Raw genomic sequence first — 16,679 nt, forward strand, 5'->3', positions numbered from 1 at the left:
GGGGGGCGTGCGGCCGACGAGGTATGCGGAGGCATCGCCGACCTGGAAAGTCACCTGGGCATCGTGCTCGGCGGCGCTTCGTCGCGCTCCCTTGAGCGCCGCGGGGGAGCTCTCGATGCCGAGCACCGCGCGTCCCGCCGCTGCGGCGTGCAGGGCGAAGCCTCCGACACCGCAGTAGAGATCCCAGACCGTGGCAGGTGACGCCTCCCCGATCCAGACCTGTGACTGCCGGTAGAGCGCGGCCGCCACCGCGGTGTTGGTCTGGAAGAAGCTGCGCGGAGGCAGGTGCAACGTGAGGTCGTTGATTCTCATCGGCAGCGTGTCCGCCGTGGTGAGGACGGCTTCCTCGGATCCTTCGAGCACGGCCTTGTGCTCGGGCTGGAGGTTGACGCTGACCACCCGGGTGGTGGGCAGCACGCGCATCAGTTCGCCCAGGAGCTCCTGCACGCGTGGGAGCTGGCCAGGGGAACGCAGCACCAATCTGATCATCAGCTCGTCGTCGGGGGAGTGGGTCACGATCAGGTGCTTGAGCTCGCCCTGGCGAGCCGGCACGTCATACGGGGTCAGTCCGGAGGCGGCGATGAGCTGGGCGAGCACCGGGATGGCCTCGGCCAGGCCCGGCTCGTGCAGACCGCAGTGCCGCAGGTCGACCCCGCGTCCCTGTGGGTCGAGGATTCCGAGTGTCGGGGCACCCTTGCGGCCGCCCACGACCAGTTTGGCCTTGTTGCGAAAGCCGGACTCCACGCTGGGTGCAGGGGGGAGCCACCTCGCGAATGGAGCGCGGCGCTCAAGAGTGGCGGCGACACGCGCCTGCTTGTCGCGGAGCTGTGCTGCATAGCCCGTGCCCATGAGGGTGCAGGAGCGGCAGACCTGGGCGTCGAAGTAGTCGCATTGCACATGCTCGACTCTACGGAGGTGCAGGACTCAGGGGCGGCCGGCGGTCCGCATCGAGTCCAGCGACCAGCGGCCGGCGCCGGTGAAGGTCAGCGGCAGCGTCAACGCGACAAAGAGGAGGGCGCTCTCGCCCGTCAGGGCCCCCACGTCGTCGAGCAGCCGATAGTCGAAGCGGGGCAGGATCGCCAGGGCGAAGATGGCGCTCATCATGGCCGCGCACAAGAAGCCTGCGGGTCGGGCGAAGAGGCCGACCGCGATCAGGATCGGCAACCCCACCATACCGAGCATGATCAGCCAGGCAAACAATTCCGGAGCCTGTCCGCCCACCAGGTTGGAGCCGACCATCGAGGTGAAGGCGTCCAGGTCGGTCGCCTTGGCCACCCCGTGGGGGAGGAGCGCCAGCGCCCCGAGTCGCAGGAGCAGCAGGCCGAAGTCCAACCCGTGGCTGTGCGCCTCGTAGTCGGCCTCCGTGGCCGCGTCCTCGTCCCAGTCGTCATAGACCCCGCGGTGCATCGGAGCCTCATCGGTCGCGGTTGCGCGGGCCGCGTCCCGGAAGTCGTCGTCGCGTCTGGACATGCCCGCTCCTTCCTAGAGCGTTCTCAGCAGGATAGAGGTTTCAGTGTTGACTACCCCGCGGACGCTCCGCAGATCGACGAGAGCGCGGTCCAGGTCTTCGAGAGTCGCTGCCCGTAGCTCGGCGACCAGGTCCCAGCTCCCGTTGGTGGCATGCAGCTCGGCCACCTCCGGGATCGTGCGCAGCGTGCGGACCACTCCCTGCGTGGTGGTGCTGTGCAGCTGGATCGTCGTTACGGCCCGCACCGTCTGCTTCTCGTGCTCGGGCGCCAGCTCGACGGTGAAGCGGCGGATCACCCCCTCGCTGACCAGGCGATTAAGGCGATTCTGTGCAGTGCCCCGCGCGACGTGAAGATCCTCGGCGAGGGAAGACACCGAGGCGCGGCCGTCGTCGCGTAGGCGTGCCACCAGTAGGCGATCGATGTCGTCCAGTCCCTGCATGCGCATATTGTATGTCGAGCAGCCGAGATTGTGTAGAAACTGCCCAGAATGCTAGGTGATTCTGACGTTCTGTTGGCGGAGGATCGGGCCCAGAATAGAGGTATGACGTTGGCACCTGAGCGACACGAGGCGGTGTTCCCCGAACCCACGCAGACGCACGCTGCGATGCAGGCAGCCCCCGCCCCGGTGACGCTGCAGGCACCCCGCTCTGTGCTCATGGTGCGGCCGCACCATTTCACGCCGAACCCGCAGACCATGGTCGACAACGAGTTTATGACCGTGCCGACAGAGAGCGCACGTGAGGTGGCTCGCTCGGCGTTCCTGGAGGTCACGCGCATGGCTGAGCAATTGAGGCAGGCTGGCGTCGACGTCTACCTGATGGAGGACGAGGCGCGGGCCACCCCGGACTCGGTCTTTCCCAACAACTGGTTTACCACCCATGCCGACGGCAGCCTCGCAATCTTCCCGATGCGCTCGACCGTGCGCCGCTGGGAGCGCCGGGCGGACATCCTGAGCGGGCTGCACCGACAGTTCGAGATCACGAAGACCCGCGACTACAGCGCGTGGGAAGAGGTCGGTCGCTATCTCGAGGGCACCGGCGCGATGGTCCTTGACCATCTGCACAAGATCGCCTACGTCTGTCGGTCTGCGCGTGCAGACGAGAAGATCCTGCAGAGTTTCTGCCTCGACCACGGTTATCGCTCCGTGGTCTTCGACGCCACCGACAGCGCCGGCGTGCCGATCTATCACACCAACGTGATGATGGCGGTGGGCACCCACCTAGCGATCGTCACGTTGGACACCGTCCGCGATCCCGACCAGCGCGCTCGTCTCGTGCACGACCTCGATGAGTCAGGCCGCGAAGTCGTCTCGATCACCGAGGAGCAGATGGGGGAGTTCGCCGGCAACGCGCTGGAAGTATGGGCCGGCGACCACCCGTTGCTGGTGATCTCCTCCCGTGGCTGGGCTTCACTGCGCTCCGAGCAGAGACGTCGGCTGGAGGCCGGGCACGAGGTGCTGCCGGTCGATGTTCCCACCATCGAGCACGCCGGCGGCTCGGCACGCTGCATGCTCGCGGGGTTGCACGCACCCCTGCGTCAGTCTTGAGCCCCAGTCTCGACCCCGAGCTTTGAGCGATCGCTGCTGACCCATCGGTCTGTGCGGGGCTACCCCTGATCTGCCGCGAGCGCAGCCTGCAACGCACCGGCATCTTCAGCCAGGAGTTGTGGGGAGCGGTGCTGCTTGCGCGCGAAGTCAAAGTCTTCTGGCCCGCTCGTCGGGAACACGTGGATGTGGGCGTGCGGCACTTCGAAGCCCTGAATGATGATCCCGACGCGGTGGCCGCCGAACGCCTGCAACTGCGCGCGACCGATCCGCGCGGCAGTCTGCATGAGGTGGTTGATCGTCTCGGGCTGCAGATCGGTCCACTGATCGACCTCCACCAACGGCACGACGAGCGTATGGCCCTGCGTGAGTGGCTCAAGGTCGAGAAAGGCGGCGCAGACGTCGTCCCGGTAGACGATCTGGCCGGGAATCTCGCCGCCGATGATCTTGCTGAAGATGGTCGCCATACCTGGACCCTAATCCGTTCCTGCCCTCGTGCCGCCTCGGCAACGACCGCCTCACAGCCCGACCCGAGGACCACCCCAGGCCGGGACGGAGCCCGATCTTGCCCACCCGAGGTCACGATCTGGTCGAGGAAGTCGGGCACACCCTGCCTCCGCATCGACCCGGTCAACCTCGGCCAGGACCAACTCGACCCGGTCCGGAAGATAGCTGTGCGTGCTCTTGCGGATCTGCTCCGGCGTGTTCATCCCAGCACCACCAAGGATTGCGACGCAACCAAGATGATCCGCCGACACGCCCACCGAGGGCCGGCGGAGGACCCGCTAAGGTGGCGGAACGTCCGGCACCGGCCGGTCTGGCGGATCAGGAGAGTTACATGGGCAGAATGCAGGGGAAGGTCGCCGTCGTCACCGGCGCCGCGTCAGGAATCGGGCGTGCAGTAGCCCGGCAAATGATCGCTGAGGGCGCGACGGTGCTGGGTGCCGACGTGAACGCGGACAAACTGCAGGAGCTTGCCACCGAGCTGGGGGAGTCCTTGCAGGTCGTGGCGGGGGATCTGAGCGATTCCGCGGATCTGGCCCGTGTCGTCACTGCGGTGCAGCAGGCCGGCGGAGCCGACATCTTGATCAACAACGCAGGCATCGTGGACCACTTCACGCCGGTCACCGAGATGGACGACGAGACCTGGGATCGGGTGCTCGCCATCAATATCACCGCGCCCATGCGCCTGACCCGAGCGCTGGTGCCGCAAATGATCGCCAAGGGTGGTGGGTCGATTGTCAACGTGGCCTCAATAGGTGGGATGACCGGCGGTGCTGGTGGGGCTGCCTACACGGCGTCCAAGCACGCGTTGATCGGGCTGACCCGCCACACATCTTTCTTCTATGGTCCTCAGGGCGTTCGCTGCAATGCCATCTGCCCGGCGGGTGTGGAAACCAATATCGCTGACGGGGGCGCGACCCCGGCATCTGCGTGGGCCTGGGAGCGGATGCAGACGCAATTCCCCAGAGGCCAGAGAATGGCCAGCCCCGAGGAGATCTCCTCATTGATCACCTGGTTGGCGGCCGATGAGTCCGTCAACGTCAACGGTGCGATCGTCGCCAGTGACGGCGGCTGGACAGCCGCCTAGTAGCCCGGGCCGAGGCAGGAGCGCCGTGGACCGTTGTGGACAGGACCTCCGCGGTCTAGGCAGAGTGGAAGCGTGAGCGACTCAGCCGTCGAACCCGTCTCTGCGAACGCGCCGACCGTGACTGGCCCGGTGATGATGAACCAGAGTTGGCGCGACCTGACCTTCCTGCACTGGGCCGTCGACCCGGAGAAGGTCGCACGCTGGATGCCGCCGGGCGTGCGCCCAGACACCCTCGACGGAGTCACCTATGTCGGCCTCATCCCGTTCCGGATGGTGGGCGCGGGAATCGGGCGCGGCCCGGGCGTCCCATGGCTGGGCTCGTTCCTTGAGACGAATGTGAGGCTTTACTCGGTCGATGAGACAGGCCGCCGAGGCATCGTCTTTCTTAGTCTTGATGCCGACCGGGCCGCGGTGGTGGCCGGCGCGCGCGCGGCGTTCGGGTTGCCCTACCGCTGGGCACGGATGCGCTACCGAGTCAGCGGCGAAGTGCATTCTTATGACGCCCGCCTGCGGGGTCCAGGGCGGCGGACCGAAAGCCACATCGTGATCCGTGCAGGAGCACGCCGTGTGAGTAGCGACCTCGATGACTTCCTTAGCGCCCGGTGGGGACTGCACGTGCGCTGGTGGGGCACGACGTTATACGTCCCCAACCGCCACGAGGCCTGGCCGGTCCATGAAGCAGAGGTGCTTGCTCTAGACGACGAACTCCTGGGGTCAGTGGGACTTCCTGACCTTGCCGCTCGACCCCCGGATCACGTGGCCTTCAGCCCCGGGGTGCGCACTGAGTTTGGCTTTCCCGGGGACGCGAGACGTCCTCGGCACCCATGAGTGAAGTCCGCAGTCTGCCCGCATCAGATGGGAGCTGACTTAGCGGTGGGGGGTTGCGTCTTCCTTGCCGCAGGAGGAGGCTGGGACCCACTCATAGTGAGGGGTCCGCATGAATGTCGAACCGTGGCACGTCCTCGCGGCGGGTGACGTCCGCCGTTTTCTGGTCCGAGCCGCCCAGCACCTACTTCGGCAGGCAGGCAAGACCATCACCGCGGACGGCTTCTTCGGTCCGCTCACCGAAAGCGCCGTGCGTGACCTCCAGACCGCTTCGGGGTTGGGGACCACCGGCCAGATTGACGCCGCCACCTGGCGCAAACTTGTCGTCGCTACCCGTCGCGGTGACAGCAGCGAGGCGGTCCGAGCCGTTCAAGCCAGCCAGCTCGGCGGGACCATCGGTGAGCCGGATTTGTTGGTGGACGGTGCGTTTGGTCCTGCGACCGAGGCCCGAGTGCGCAACTTCCAGAGCATGTGGGGATTGAGCCTCGATGGGGTGGCTGGCCCGGAGACGTGGTCGTTCGTCTCTGCGCCACCACGAGAGCTGTGGCCGCTCGTGAAGGTGGGGGCCCTGATGAGTGACAACTGGCGCGTCCGGGCGGTCCAGCACCTGCTGGTGCATCACGGCGCGACCCTGACTGTCGATGGGTCCTATGGCGCCGCCAGCGGTGAGTCCATGCGCCAGTTTCAGTTGAGCCAGCGGGCGACCTACGTCAGCACCACCACCGGACAGCTCGACTGGCCTGCACTGATCGCCACCGTCCGGCGGGGAGACAGCAACTCGGCCGTGGCAGCGGTGCAGTCTCTCCTGCCGGAAGTCTCGGAGGATGGTGTCTTCGGTCCTCTTACGGAACAGGCGGTCCGCGACCTCCAGGACGTTTTCCTGCCGCCTTCGGACGGCGTCGTCGGCCCACTCACCTGGCACATGCTGGTGGTGCCGAAGTCCGAGTGACGCTGACCGCCGGTCCAAGGGGATCTGCGAGGATGCCATCGTGACGACCACCAGGGATGCGTCCACGCAAGACCTCGCAGAGTTGATCCGAGGGCTGGACACCGACCCGCAGCGGGGGCTGTCCGAGGTCGAGGCACAACGGCGGCTCTTGAGTGAGGGGCCGAACCAGTTGCGCACCGCACCGCCGGTGCCGGCTTGGCGCGCCTTCCTCACTCAGTTCCAGGACCCGCTGATCTATCTGCTGTTGACCGCGGTGGTGGTCGCGACGTTCGCGTGGGCAGTCGAGGGAGCCCACGGGTGGCCGATCGACTCGATCGTGATCACGGTCATCGTGCTGATCAATGCCATCCTCGGTTTCAGCCAGGAGGCCAGGGCCGAGCACGCCGTGGCTGCCCTCCAGCGGATGACGGAGGTGCAGGCGACCGTGATACGGGATGGCCGTATGCGGGAGTTGCCGGCCCGTGAAGTGGTCCACGGCGACCTTCTCGTCCTCGCGGAGGGCGACCAGATCGCGGCCGACGGCCGACTGGTTGAGGGCAATGCGCTCCGCGTTGCTGAGGCGGCCCTGACCGGCGAGTCGGCTGCCGTGTCCAAGGTCGTGGGGGTGCTGGATTCCGAAGTGCCCCTAGGGGATCGGACCAATAGTGTGTTCCGGGGCACCGCGGTCACCCAGGGCACCGGGCGTGCGGTGGTCACCCATACCGCCATGGACACGCAGATGGGTGCTATCGCCCGCCTCCTGGAGGTCACGGTCCGTGAAGCGACTCCGTTGGAGCGCGAGATTGCTTTCATCGGCAAGTTTCTGGGCGCTGCCGTCATCGTGATCGCCATCGTGGTGATGACCACCGTGTGGCTGATCAGCGGGGTCCACACCGCGCAGGACGCTGTCACCGTGCTGCTGCTCGGTGTCTCCCTCGCTGTCGCCGCCGTGCCCGAGGGCCTGCCGGCGGTGCTCTCTCTCGTGCTCTCGGTCGGGGTCCAACGAATGGCCGCGCACAACGCCATCGTCAAGAACCTGAGCTCCGTGGAAACGCTGGGCTCAGCCACGGTGATCTGCTCGGACAAGACGGGGACCCTGACCAACAATGAGATGACGATTCGGCGCGTCGTGACCGCATCGGGCAGCGCTGAGGTGACCGGGGCGGGATACCGACCCGAGGGTGAGGTCCGTGCCGGGGACGTGGTGCTGGGGGTGGACACCGACCTCTCGCGCGATGCGCAGCGTGCTGAAGGCACCGTCGTGCTGGCGGGTGGCTCACTCGCGTCGAACTCCGAGTTGAGGCAGGAGGACGGTCAGTGGACCGTCCTGGGTGACCCCACTGAGGCCGCATTCCTCGTCGCCGAGCGCAAGATGGGTCTGACGTCGAGGCGCGAACGACGCTTCACCCGCCTAGGCGAGGCTCCGTTCACCTCCGAGCGCAAGCGGATGTCGACGGTGCATGTTGATCACGAGGACGGTGAGGCGCTGGTGCTGATCACCAAGGGGGCTCCCGATATCGTCCTGCGCAGGTGCAGCCACTTTCGGAAGGGAATGGAAAGTTTCCCTCTTGACGACCTCACGCGCGCCAAGGTGCTCGAGGAGGTGGAGGATCTCTCCAGCCAGGCGATGCGCACCATCGGGGTGGCCTACCGGCCCCTCGGCGGTGGCGAGCACCAGACCCTGCTCTCCGCGGAGCAGCTGGACACGGGCCAGGTGTCCGCCGACGTGGCGGAGTCCCTGGAGGAGCACCTGGTCTGGGTCGGCTTGGTCGGGATGATGGATCCCGCGCGCGAGGAGGCCGGCGCAGCCGTCCACGAGGCGCACCGAGCGGGGGTGCGGGTGGTCATGATCACCGGCGATCACCCCTCCACCGCACTGCGCATCGCCCAGGACCTGGGGATCGGGGAATCCGGCGCGAGGGTGGTTTCCGGCCCGGAGCTGGACGAGCTCGACGAGGATGCGCTACGGCAGGTGGTCACCGAGGTGGACGTCTTCGCGCGGGTCGCACCCCAGCACAAGTTGCGGATTGTCGATGCGCTCCAGGCGAATGGGCATGTCGTGGCGATGACCGGCGATGGTGTCAACGACGCGCCGGCGTTGAAGTCGGCAGACATCGGCGTGGCGATGGGGATCACCGGCACGGAGGTCACCAAGGAAGCCGCCGCGCTGATCCTGCGTGACGACAACTTCAGCACGATCGTGGTGGCGATCCGACAGGGCCGGGTCATCTTCGACAACATCAAGAAGTTCTTGCGCTACCTGCTTTCCTCCAATATGGGGGAGGTTCTCACGGTCTTCCTGGGCGTCATCTTGGCCTCGGTCATCGGTTTGGACGACGCCTCCTCCGGCGGGATCGTCGTGCCGCTCCTGGCAACGCAGATCCTCTGGATCAATCTGGTCACCGACGCTGCGCCGGCGTTGGCGCTGGGAGTGGACCCTGAGACGGATGACGTGATGGCGCGCCAGCCGCGAGGACCGGGGGAGAGGGTGATCGACGCGCGGATGTGGTTCGGGATCCTGGCTGTCGGCCTGGTCATGGCGCTGGTCACGCTGCTGAGCATGGACCTCTTCTTGGAGGGTGGCCTCATCGACGGAGGGGGCGAACTCGTGGTCGCGCGCACGGCAGGATTCACGACTCTGGTGCTAGCCCAACTGTTCAACGTCTTCAACTCGCGCTCGCAGACCACCTCGGCGTTCAAGGACCTGTGGAGCAACCACTGGCTGTGGGCCTCCGTGGGCTTTGGCCTCGGCGCGCAGATTGCCGTCGTGCACATGCCCGTGCTGCAGACGGCCTTTGGCACGGCAGCCCTTGATCTGGAGCACTGGGTCGTCTGCATCGCGCTGGCCAGTTGCGTGCTCTGGTTCGACGAGCTCGTCAAGCTGCTCGAGCGCGTGGCCGACCGCCGCCGCAACGGCTAGGTTCGTTTGATGAGTGACTCGACTGCCGCCGAGCTAGTGATCTCTGGTGGCCCCATATTGACGATGGACGCCAGGGGCAGCCGTCCAGCGGCGGTAGCGGTCCGAGACGGCAGGATCGTGGCCACCGGATCGTCGGAGGAGGTCGCCACCCGTGCAGGGATTGGGCCGGCCACCCAGGTGCTAGACCTTCAGGGCCGGACGCTGCTTCCGGGTCTTATCGATCCGCACATGCACGCCGCCATGGTGCAGATGGCCGACTGGGTGGATGTCAGCCCTATGACCAATCCCACCGACGACGACGTCTTTGCCACTTTGCGCAACGCCGCGCCCACCTCGACGGGCTGGGTCATTGCCAAGCTGTTCGACCCCAGCATCACGCGGGGACACCCGCAGTTGGACCGTGCGGTCCTGGACGCGCTGGCGCCCGACCGTCCCATGCTCGTTTTTGAAAGCAATGGCCACGTCGCGTACGCCAACTCGGTGGCCCTGCGCGAGGCGGGTGTGGACCGCCACAGCCCCGACCCGCCGCAGGCACGATATGGGCGCACCCCTGACGGCGAGCTCACCGGACGGTTGGAAGAATCAGCAGCTGTCGGCGCCTTCGTCAAGGGCATCCCCACCCTCACCCGCGACGATATGTTGGCCCGCCATAAGGACCTGCTGTGGCAGGCCGCTGCTCAGGGCGTCACCCTGCTCCACGACTGCGGCATCGGTGCCGTCAGCGGACCCGAGGACCTGGACATCCTGCGCACGGTCGTGGACGCGGAGTCCCCGGTGCGCTACCGCGGCATGCTGGTGTCCACCCTCTACGACACGTGGGCGGCGATGGGCCTCGAGCCTGGCTTCGGTGATGACCGCCTGCGGGTCGACGGCATCAAGGCATGGTCCGACGGCTCCAACCAGGCCGGGACGGGCTACCAGCGTTTGCCTTACCTGGGCACGGATGCCCGCGGCTCACTCAACTATTCCCCCGAGGCCCTCGCCGCAGTCGTGGACCGGGCCCACCGCGACGGGTGGCAACTCGGTGTGCACGCCAACGGGGACGCTGCTATTGACGTGACCCTCGATGCCTATGAGCAGGCGCTGACCCGCGCCCCGGGTCGTGACCACCGCCACCGCATCGAGCACTGCAGCGTGCTCCACGACGACCAGATCGCCCGGATGGTGGCACTCGGCCTCTCGCCGTCCTTCCTCATCGGACACATCCGGTGGTGGGGGACCGCCTTCCGTGACCGACTGCTCGGGCAGGCCCGTGCCAACCGCTACGACCCGTGCGCCTCCGCGTTGGCCGCCGGGCTGCGGATCTCCCTGCATAGCGACTGGAACGTGACCCCGATCGAGCCGCTGCGTTACGTGGAGGATGCCGTCACGCGCATCATGGCGGAATCCGGGGACATCCTGAACGGCGATGAGCGCATCTCTGTCGAGGCGGGTCTGCGCGCGGTCACCATCGACGCTGCCTGGCAGTGTCGGGCCGACGACATCACCGGCTCCATCGAGCAGGGCAAGTATGCCGACTTGGTGGTCCTAGAGGAGGATCCCACCGCTGTCGACCCCACCCGCATCTCCGGCATCACGGTTTCGCAGACGCTGCTCGCAGGCGAGGTCCGGCACGGGAGCTAACTTCGCCGAGTCCCAGCCGACTACCACCGATCGACACCCCACCGAGCTCACCGAGGACTGATCATCATCGCCACGCTGCCCACGCATACCCGCGAGATCCACCTAGCTTCCCGACCAGAGGGATGGCCGGAGCTGGCCAACTTCACACTGGTGGAGACCGCCCTGCCCGATCTTGAGGACGGCGAGGTGCTGGTGGCCAACCGCTACATGTCGGTGGACCCCTACATGCGTGGCCGGATGAATGACGGCAAGTCCTATGTCTCGCCCTTCCAGATCGGCGAACCACTGGAGGGCGCCGCGACGGGGGAGGTGCTCGCTTCTTCCTGCCCTGATGTGCCTGTGGGCGTGACGGTGCTGCACCACCGAGGTTGGCGCGAGCACGCGGTGGTCTCCGGCGCTACCGTCAAGATTGTCGACCCTGCACTGGCGCCCGAGTCCGCCTTCCTCGGTGCGCTCGGGATGACCGGGCTGACGGCATACGCCGGGTTGATGTACGCGGCGAAGTTCACTGACGGCGACATTGTCTTCGTTTCTGGCGCGGCGGGCGCGGTCGGCTCCCTCGTGGGCCAGATCGCCAAGGCTAGCGGCGCGTCGCGTGTCCTCGGCAGCGCTGGCTCCCCCGACAAGGTGGCGCGGATCCTGGAGTTGGGCTTCGATGCGGGCTTTAATTATCACGACGGTCCCGTCGTGGACCTCCTCAAAGAGGTAGCCCCGCAGGGGATCGATGTCTACTTCGACAACGTCGGTGGTGAGCACCTCGAGGCGGCCATCTCAGTGCTCAACACGCACGGCCGGGTAGCGATGTGTGGGGCCATCTCCCAGTACAACGCCACGGAGCCGAGTCCGGCCCCCCGCAACCTTGGGACGGTGATCGGCAAGCAGTTGACCCTTCAGGGGTTCTTGGTCGGGATGTATGCCGACAAGGCCGAGGAGTTCGCGCAGAAGATGGCCGGCTGGCTCGCTGACGGGTCGATCACGTGGGACGAGACGGTCCGAGATGGTCTGGAAAACGCCCCCGCGGCCTTCATCGAGCTGCTCCGTGGCGGCAACACCGGAAAGATGGTCGTCCGGCTGTGAGCGACTAGCCGCGTCAGCCCTTGTCGCGATCGGCAGGAGCGTGTCGCAGTTGTTCACGCAATTTGTCGGATGGTCAACTGCGCTGTCGTTCTACAGGTGGCGCGCGGGATAGGCGTATCGAATACGCAGAGGGGTTTACTGGAGACACTGCGTATTCGGCTTGGCTGTATTCCCCTCGCCCAGCTGCACCCTGTAGGCGCTTCGGGCCTGTCGGCGGAGTGGGGGAGAGGACCCGAGAACACGCGCGCCTCGCGGCAGAAGAGTAAGTGTTCACGCGTTCGGGTGACATGCCTCATCATCATGAAGACCTGCGTTGCTGATCCGGCTGAGTCGACTCCAGTGTTGACTGGGCTTATGAATCTACACAGCATTGAGGTCGGCCTTGTCGGTGACGACTCGAGTGTTTTCGAGACCTTTGAGCGGGCTCAAGTCGTCGGGATCCGCAACGGGCGGCTCATGATCGCCTTCGATGCAGGGACCCAGCTGACGACGCTGCCGGCCTCGGCGGTTGACCGATTGGATATCGCTGGCGTCACGTCCGAAGTGCTGGACGAGATGGGACGCGCGCAGGACGGGCGCCGTAAATAGGACCGACTCTCGGCAGATCCGGTATGTCACGACCCTCCTGCCGAGGTTTTTGCAGATCAGGAAGATCCGGGGAAGCACCCGACTCTCGGCATGAGATCGAATCCGGAGTCCAGCGCGGCCCAAGCGCGCCATGAGGGGAGGGGAGTGTCACCCGTCCTTGGAGACGGACGGACCGTGGCCATCATTTCCGCGCGGACATCGCTCAGAGCCTGATGGAGCGGCCGGAGTAGCGGGCCCAAGGTTCGGCAGCCTTGTCGGCATGGAGGAAGGCGACCTGCGTGCTGTAGCCGAGTGCTTTCGCGACGAGCGAGGGGTGGGCACTCCAGGACGAGCTCGCTGATCGCGCGGTTGCGGGCGCCGAGAAGGTTGACCCCCAAGTCCCGCAGCCGGCACATGACGGTGTTCGGGTGAAGGTGCCGTCCGGCAAGTGTGCTGGGGAACAGCCACGGGCTGTTGGGGCCAGCGCCGCTGCGTAGGTTCGGTCGCGAGGGGGCATGTTCTCTGATGAGCGAGGCGAACGGCTCGGGAAGGTCGGTCGGGTACGTGCCGAGCCTGATACTCATGCCCGAGTCCGCGTCGTCGACGACGCTGGTAGGGAGTGCGACGACTTTGACCAGGGGTTGGGCGTAGAGCAGCAGGAGCATCCCGGCGACGCGGTAGGGGAGTGATTCACTGGTGCCGGTGAGTAGTTCGTGGATCCAGGCGAGCAGCTGGTCCTGACTCAGCGATGGGCTGGCTTTGGCGGTTCGGTGTTGGATCGTGACGGTGGTGTTGAGGCGCGCCCTCTTCGCGATAACGAAGAACGTTCTGATGGCACTGCGCGTCGTCGGTCCGGTGGCCAGCCACTCGTCGACGTCCTGCTGCGTGCAGGTGGCGGCGGTGCGCTCGTACGTCTCGTGAAGCCATATCAGGAACTTCACTGTTTCGGTGATCTCCTGCTTCGCGGAGTGGACTGGGCCGCGAGTGGCTGCACCGGACGCAGCCTTGGCGCGGATGCGCCGCAGGTGGTGCCATGTGGCGAAGTGCTGCACCGGTTGGCGTACCTCGTCGGGGAGGCCGTCGAGCTTGGCGTCGATCCACTGCTCGTTTCGTGACAACTGCTGGTTGCGCCAGCCATCGAGCATCATCTGCAGGACCTGCTCGTCAGGCCGCAGGACCGGCATCGACGCCACCAACTGGACCCGTCCTGATCCGTCAATCCGCATCGAAATCTCCCGAAATCCTCTGTTTCATCCAGTGATTCCACATGCACCCGATGAGAATCGAAACGTGTTTGCGCAGGCCAACGGCGTGTTGCACGGCTCATGCCGAATGGGCATATTGGCCCCGGCCGACTAGCCCGGCTCGTCCCAGGTCAGACCACGGGCCTGGTGTCGCCGGTGGGGCAGCGGTTCGGGTCGACCGAGATGATTCATCTGATGCAATACGCAGACTATGACTTTACATAATGTCACTTATCGGCTACCGCGATATGCTCGTAACAGATCAGATTTGCCACGTTCAGAGACATGGTCGTCGCGCATGGCCACGCGCGAGATCTGGAAGACGACCGAGCTGCGACGCCTCCTCGCAGACCAAGTCATTGTTCATTCGCACAGAAGTTCATCGGGATTGAACTTCTGGCTGGCATGACCTCGGAAGGTGGCCTCAACCCGAGGAAGTTTCTCGGACCGACGGCGCGTCGAGAAGAGACGGGCCGCGCAGGCCGGTCGACTCCTGCCTCTACCGACCTCTGCCTCTCACTCAGGGGGAGCCTGAACGGCCCCCTCGCGGTGCTCGGGCTGTCCTCGACCTCACCTGGGGCCGCGTATCCTCGGGGTCCGTGAGCACCACATCCGAGCATCCCGCTAACGCAGCCGCAGTGCAGGTCGACCCCGATGACCTGGCCACCACCCTTCGCGTCCTCGGCATGCTCCACGAATTGCCGGCGGGCCACGAGAACATCACCGCGGTCAAGCGGGCCACCGCCTCGATGCATAACCGGGTGAAGAAGACCCGGCGCCGCGAGGCGCGACAGGCGGAGCGTGACCCCATGGTCGTCCACGATCAGGCGATCCTCGATCAGACTGCGACCGGCTCACCGTTGCGCATCGACGACGAGACGAAGGGGATCCCCCTGACCTCCTCGACCGGTGCCCGCTACGCTGGCGAGCTGCAACTCCCGCGCGGCTGCTACATGTGCCACGCGTACTACACACTCGTCGACGCCTTCTATCACTGGCTCTGCCCGGACTGTGCAGCGCTGAGCCACCTGCGCCGCGACCAGGGCACGGACCTGCACGGTCGGCGGGCCCTGCTCACGGGGGGGCGCGCCAAGATCGGGATGTACATCGCTCTGCGCTTGCTGCGTGACGGGGCCGATCTGACGATCACGACGAGGTTCCCTCGGGACGCAGCGCGGCGCTTCGCCGAGCTCGCCGACTCGCCCGAGTGGATCAACCGGCTGACGATCATCGGAATCGACCTGCGCGATCCGACCCAGGTTGTCGCGCTGACCGACGAGGTCGCTGCCGCAGGGCCGCTCGACATCCTCATCAACAACGCCTGCCAGACTGTGCGCCGCTCCCCCGGCGCCTACTCAAGCCTCGTCGATGGCGAGTCCCAGCCGCTAGAGGGCGGTGGGCCGATACCCACGATGCTGACCTTCGACCGGGTGAGCGAGGCGCACCCGGCCGCGCTGCTCGGGACGCTCGGTGAGCATCCAGTGCCGCACGCGGACGTCGCCGCCCGCAGCGCCGCCGACCTCACCAAGCTCGCCCTCTCCGCCGGCAGTGCCTCGCTGGAGGCCCACCTCGCCGGCACCGCCGTCGACGCCGGCGGCCTGCTGCCCGATGTCGTTGCGAGCAACTCGTGGAAGCAGACGGTCGATGAGGTCGACCCGCTGGAGCTCCTCGAGGTGCAGATGTGCAACTCGGTCGCCCCCTTCCTCCTGGTCTCCCGGCTGCGGCCGGCGATGAGAGCCGCGGTGGAGCAGCAAAGGAAGTCCGCCGGCGACGCAGCCCGAGGCTACGTAGTCAACGTCTCGGCCATGGAGGGGCAGTTCTCCCGGCGTTACAAGGGCGCCGGACATCCGCACACCAACATGGCCAAGGCCGCGCTCAACATGCTGACCCGCACCTCGGCCGGCGAGATGTTCGAGACCGACCGGATCCTCATGACGGCTGTGGACACAGGCTGGATCACCGACGAGCGGCCGCATCACGAAAAGTTGGAGATCGCCGCACAGGGCTGGCACGCCCCGCTCGACCTTGTCGACGGCGCCGCCCGGGTGTACGACCCGATCGTGCGCGGTGAGCGCGGCGAGGACCTCCACGGTGTCTTCCTGAAGAACTACGAGCCGTATCCCTGGTAGGCGCTTGACACATTCCCGAGCCTCAGGCGCTCGAGGAGACGGTTGCCACCAAGCTCGCGTGGCGCACAAGGGCGCCAGCGCCCACGCACACGACATGTCGATGGGTTCCTGGCCTCGGGGACGCGCCTCCGCTAAGGTGACCGACACCCACCCCTTCGCCTCCAAAGGTGCGCCCATGAACTCGCTCACGATGGCCCTCATCGGCGTGGCGATGATCCTGGCCGGATACTTCCTCTACTCGAAGTACCTCGCTACACGGATCTACGCCCTCGATGACTCGCTCCCCACCCCCGCTCACCAGCTCCAGGACGGTGTGGACTACGTCCCCACCAATAAATACGTCCTGTGGGGTCACCACTTCACCTCCGTTGCCGGCGCTGCCCCGATCGTCGGACCGGCGGTCGCAGTCATCTGGGGATGGCTGCCCGCCTTCCTCTGGGTCACCATCGGCACGGTCTTCTTTGCCGGCATGCACGACCTCGGTGCACTGTGGGCCTCGATCCGCAACCGCGGTCAGTCCATCGGCGCGCTGTCCGGGCGCTATATCGGCGCCCGCGGTCGCAACCTGTTCCTCGTGGTGATCTTCCTCTTGCTGCTGATGGTCAACGCAGCCTTCGCGGTCGTCATCGCGAATCTGCTCATCGCCACCCCGACTGCGGTCATCCCGACATGGGGTGCCTTGGTTGTCGCCTTCCTCGTCGGCCAGGCCATCTACCGTTACAACTGGAGCCTGGTCGTGGTGTCCATCGTCGGGGTCGTCGCG

Annotated in this window: 16 protein-coding genes; 10 read left to right on the plus strand and 6 right to left on the minus strand. The window is 66.2% G+C overall.

Going from position 1 to position 16,679, the window contains the following annotated elements; all coding sequences use genetic code 11:
* From Q4P07_RS00055 to Q4P07_RS00065, 3 genes are all read right to left on the minus strand, one after another.
* A partial coding sequence (locus tag Q4P07_RS00055) for a methyltransferase domain-containing protein (RefSeq protein WP_303372837.1) occupies positions 1-897 on the minus strand: 897 nt, incomplete at its 3' end.
* A gap of 27 nt (positions 898-924) precedes the next feature.
* Complete coding sequence (locus Q4P07_RS00060) at positions 925-1,470, minus strand: DoxX family protein (protein WP_303372838.1); 546 nt, start codon at positions 1,468-1,470, stop codon at positions 925-927.
* Positions 1,471-1,482: 12 nt separating this feature from the next.
* Positions 1,483-1,908 (minus strand): Lrp/AsnC family transcriptional regulator, encoded by a 426-nt coding sequence (locus Q4P07_RS00065; RefSeq protein WP_303372839.1) that lies wholly within the window; start codon positions 1,906-1,908, stop codon positions 1,483-1,485.
* A 102-nt stretch (positions 1,909-2,010) separates the two neighbouring features.
* Here Q4P07_RS00065 and ctlX point away from each other — a divergent pair, with 102 nt between their 5' ends.
* Positions 2,011-3,015: a citrulline utilization hydrolase CtlX gene (gene ctlX, locus Q4P07_RS00070; protein ID WP_303372840.1), complete on the plus strand. Its 1,005-nt coding sequence runs from the start codon at positions 2,011-2,013 to the stop codon at positions 3,013-3,015.
* 59 nt (positions 3,016-3,074) lie between these two features.
* On the opposite strand, the gene Q4P07_RS00075 is transcribed toward ctlX, so the two are convergent.
* Together Q4P07_RS00075 and Q4P07_RS00080 are read right to left on the minus strand one after the other, a co-directional pair.
* Positions 3,075-3,479 carry an HIT family protein gene (locus Q4P07_RS00075; protein WP_303372841.1) on the minus strand — a complete coding sequence of 135 codons (405 nt, stop codon included), beginning with the start codon at positions 3,477-3,479 and terminating at the stop codon, positions 3,075-3,077.
* 51 nt (positions 3,480-3,530) lie between these two features.
* A complete protein-coding gene (locus tag Q4P07_RS00080; RefSeq protein WP_303372842.1) occupies positions 3,531-3,722 on the minus strand; it encodes a hypothetical protein in 192 nt (63 codons plus the stop codon).
* 128 nt (positions 3,723-3,850) lie between these two features.
* On the opposite strand from Q4P07_RS00080, the gene Q4P07_RS00085 reads away from it, so the two are divergent.
* The 7 genes from Q4P07_RS00085 to Q4P07_RS00115 all read left to right on the plus strand — a co-directional run bounded on the left by Q4P07_RS00085 (position 3,851) and on the right by Q4P07_RS00115 (position 12,564).
* Positions 3,851-4,603, plus strand: coding sequence for an SDR family NAD(P)-dependent oxidoreductase (locus Q4P07_RS00085; RefSeq protein ID WP_303372843.1), 753 nt, complete (start codon positions 3,851-3,853; stop codon positions 4,601-4,603).
* 72 nt (positions 4,604-4,675) lie between these two features.
* On the plus strand, positions 4,676-5,431 hold the full coding sequence (locus Q4P07_RS00090) for a YqjF family protein (RefSeq protein WP_303372844.1): 756 nt from the start codon (positions 4,676-4,678) through the stop codon (positions 5,429-5,431).
* 109 nt (positions 5,432-5,540) lie between these two features.
* Positions 5,541-6,377 (plus strand): peptidoglycan-binding protein, encoded by an 837-nt coding sequence (locus Q4P07_RS00095; RefSeq protein ID WP_303372845.1) that lies wholly within the window; start codon positions 5,541-5,543, stop codon positions 6,375-6,377.
* 40 nt (positions 6,378-6,417) lie between these two features.
* A complete protein-coding gene (locus Q4P07_RS00100; RefSeq protein ID WP_303372846.1) occupies positions 6,418-9,276 on the plus strand; it encodes a cation-translocating P-type ATPase in 2,859 nt (952 codons plus the stop codon).
* A gap of 9 nt (positions 9,277-9,285) precedes the next feature.
* Positions 9,286-10,899 (plus strand): amidohydrolase, encoded by a 1,614-nt coding sequence (locus tag Q4P07_RS00105; protein ID WP_303372847.1) that lies wholly within the window; start codon positions 9,286-9,288, stop codon positions 10,897-10,899.
* 60 nt (positions 10,900-10,959) lie between these two features.
* Positions 10,960-11,976: an NADP-dependent oxidoreductase gene (locus Q4P07_RS00110; RefSeq protein WP_303372943.1), complete on the plus strand. Its 1,017-nt coding sequence runs from the start codon at positions 10,960-10,962 to the stop codon at positions 11,974-11,976.
* 354 nt (positions 11,977-12,330) lie between these two features.
* Complete coding sequence (locus Q4P07_RS00115; RefSeq protein ID WP_303372848.1) at positions 12,331-12,564, plus strand: hypothetical protein; 234 nt, start codon at positions 12,331-12,333, stop codon at positions 12,562-12,564.
* Positions 12,565-12,620: 56 nt separating this feature from the next.
* Here the strand turns inward: Q4P07_RS00115 and Q4P07_RS00120 are convergent, their stop codons facing one another.
* On the minus strand, positions 12,621-13,769 hold the full coding sequence (locus Q4P07_RS00120; protein WP_303372849.1) for a hypothetical protein: 1,149 nt from the start codon (positions 13,767-13,769) through the stop codon (positions 12,621-12,623).
* 617 nt (positions 13,770-14,386) lie between these two features.
* Here Q4P07_RS00120 and Q4P07_RS00125 point away from each other — a divergent pair.
* Positions 14,387-15,916: an SDR family NAD(P)-dependent oxidoreductase gene (locus tag Q4P07_RS00125; RefSeq protein WP_303372850.1), complete on the plus strand. Its 1,530-nt coding sequence runs from the start codon at positions 14,387-14,389 to the stop codon at positions 15,914-15,916.
* Positions 15,917-16,091: 175 nt separating this feature from the next.
* The coding region (locus tag Q4P07_RS00130) for a carbon starvation CstA family protein (protein ID WP_303372851.1) at positions 16,092-16,679 on the plus strand (588 nt) is incomplete at its 3' end.

Source organism: Ornithinimicrobium sp. (genome assembly GCF_030537745.1).
In the GTDB taxonomy this organism is placed as follows: Bacteria; Actinomycetota; Actinomycetes; order Actinomycetales; family Dermatophilaceae; genus Ornithinicoccus.

What these genes read in the sequence shown, in the direction of transcription:
- Q4P07_RS00060 (WP_303372838.1), bottom strand. Translation starts at nt 1,470, where the DNA reads ATGTCCAGACGCGACGACGACTTCCGGGACGCGGCCCGCGCAACCGCG.
- Q4P07_RS00065 (WP_303372839.1), bottom strand. Translation starts at nt 1,908, where the DNA reads ATGCAGGGACTGGACGACATCGATCGCCTACTGGTGGCACGCCTACGC.
- ctlX (WP_303372840.1), top strand. Translation starts at nt 2,011, where the DNA reads ATGACGTTGGCACCTGAGCGACACGAGGCGGTGTTCCCCGAACCCACG.
- Q4P07_RS00075 (WP_303372841.1), bottom strand. Translation starts at nt 3,479, where the DNA reads ATGGCGACCATCTTCAGCAAGATCATCGGCGGCGAGATTCCCGGCCAG.
- Q4P07_RS00080 (WP_303372842.1), bottom strand. Translation starts at nt 3,722, where the DNA reads ATGAACACGCCGGAGCAGATCCGCAAGAGCACGCACAGCTATCTTCCG.
- Q4P07_RS00085 (WP_303372843.1), top strand. Translation starts at nt 3,851, where the DNA reads ATGGGCAGAATGCAGGGGAAGGTCGCCGTCGTCACCGGCGCCGCGTCA.
- Q4P07_RS00095 (WP_303372845.1), top strand. Translation starts at nt 5,541, where the DNA reads ATGAATGTCGAACCGTGGCACGTCCTCGCGGCGGGTGACGTCCGCCGT.
- Q4P07_RS00105 (WP_303372847.1), top strand. Translation starts at nt 9,286, where the DNA reads ATGAGTGACTCGACTGCCGCCGAGCTAGTGATCTCTGGTGGCCCCATA.
- Q4P07_RS00115 (WP_303372848.1), top strand. Translation starts at nt 12,331, where the DNA reads ATGAATCTACACAGCATTGAGGTCGGCCTTGTCGGTGACGACTCGAGT.
- Q4P07_RS00120 (WP_303372849.1), bottom strand. Translation starts at nt 13,769, where the DNA reads ATGCGGATTGACGGATCAGGACGGGTCCAGTTGGTGGCGTCGATGCCG.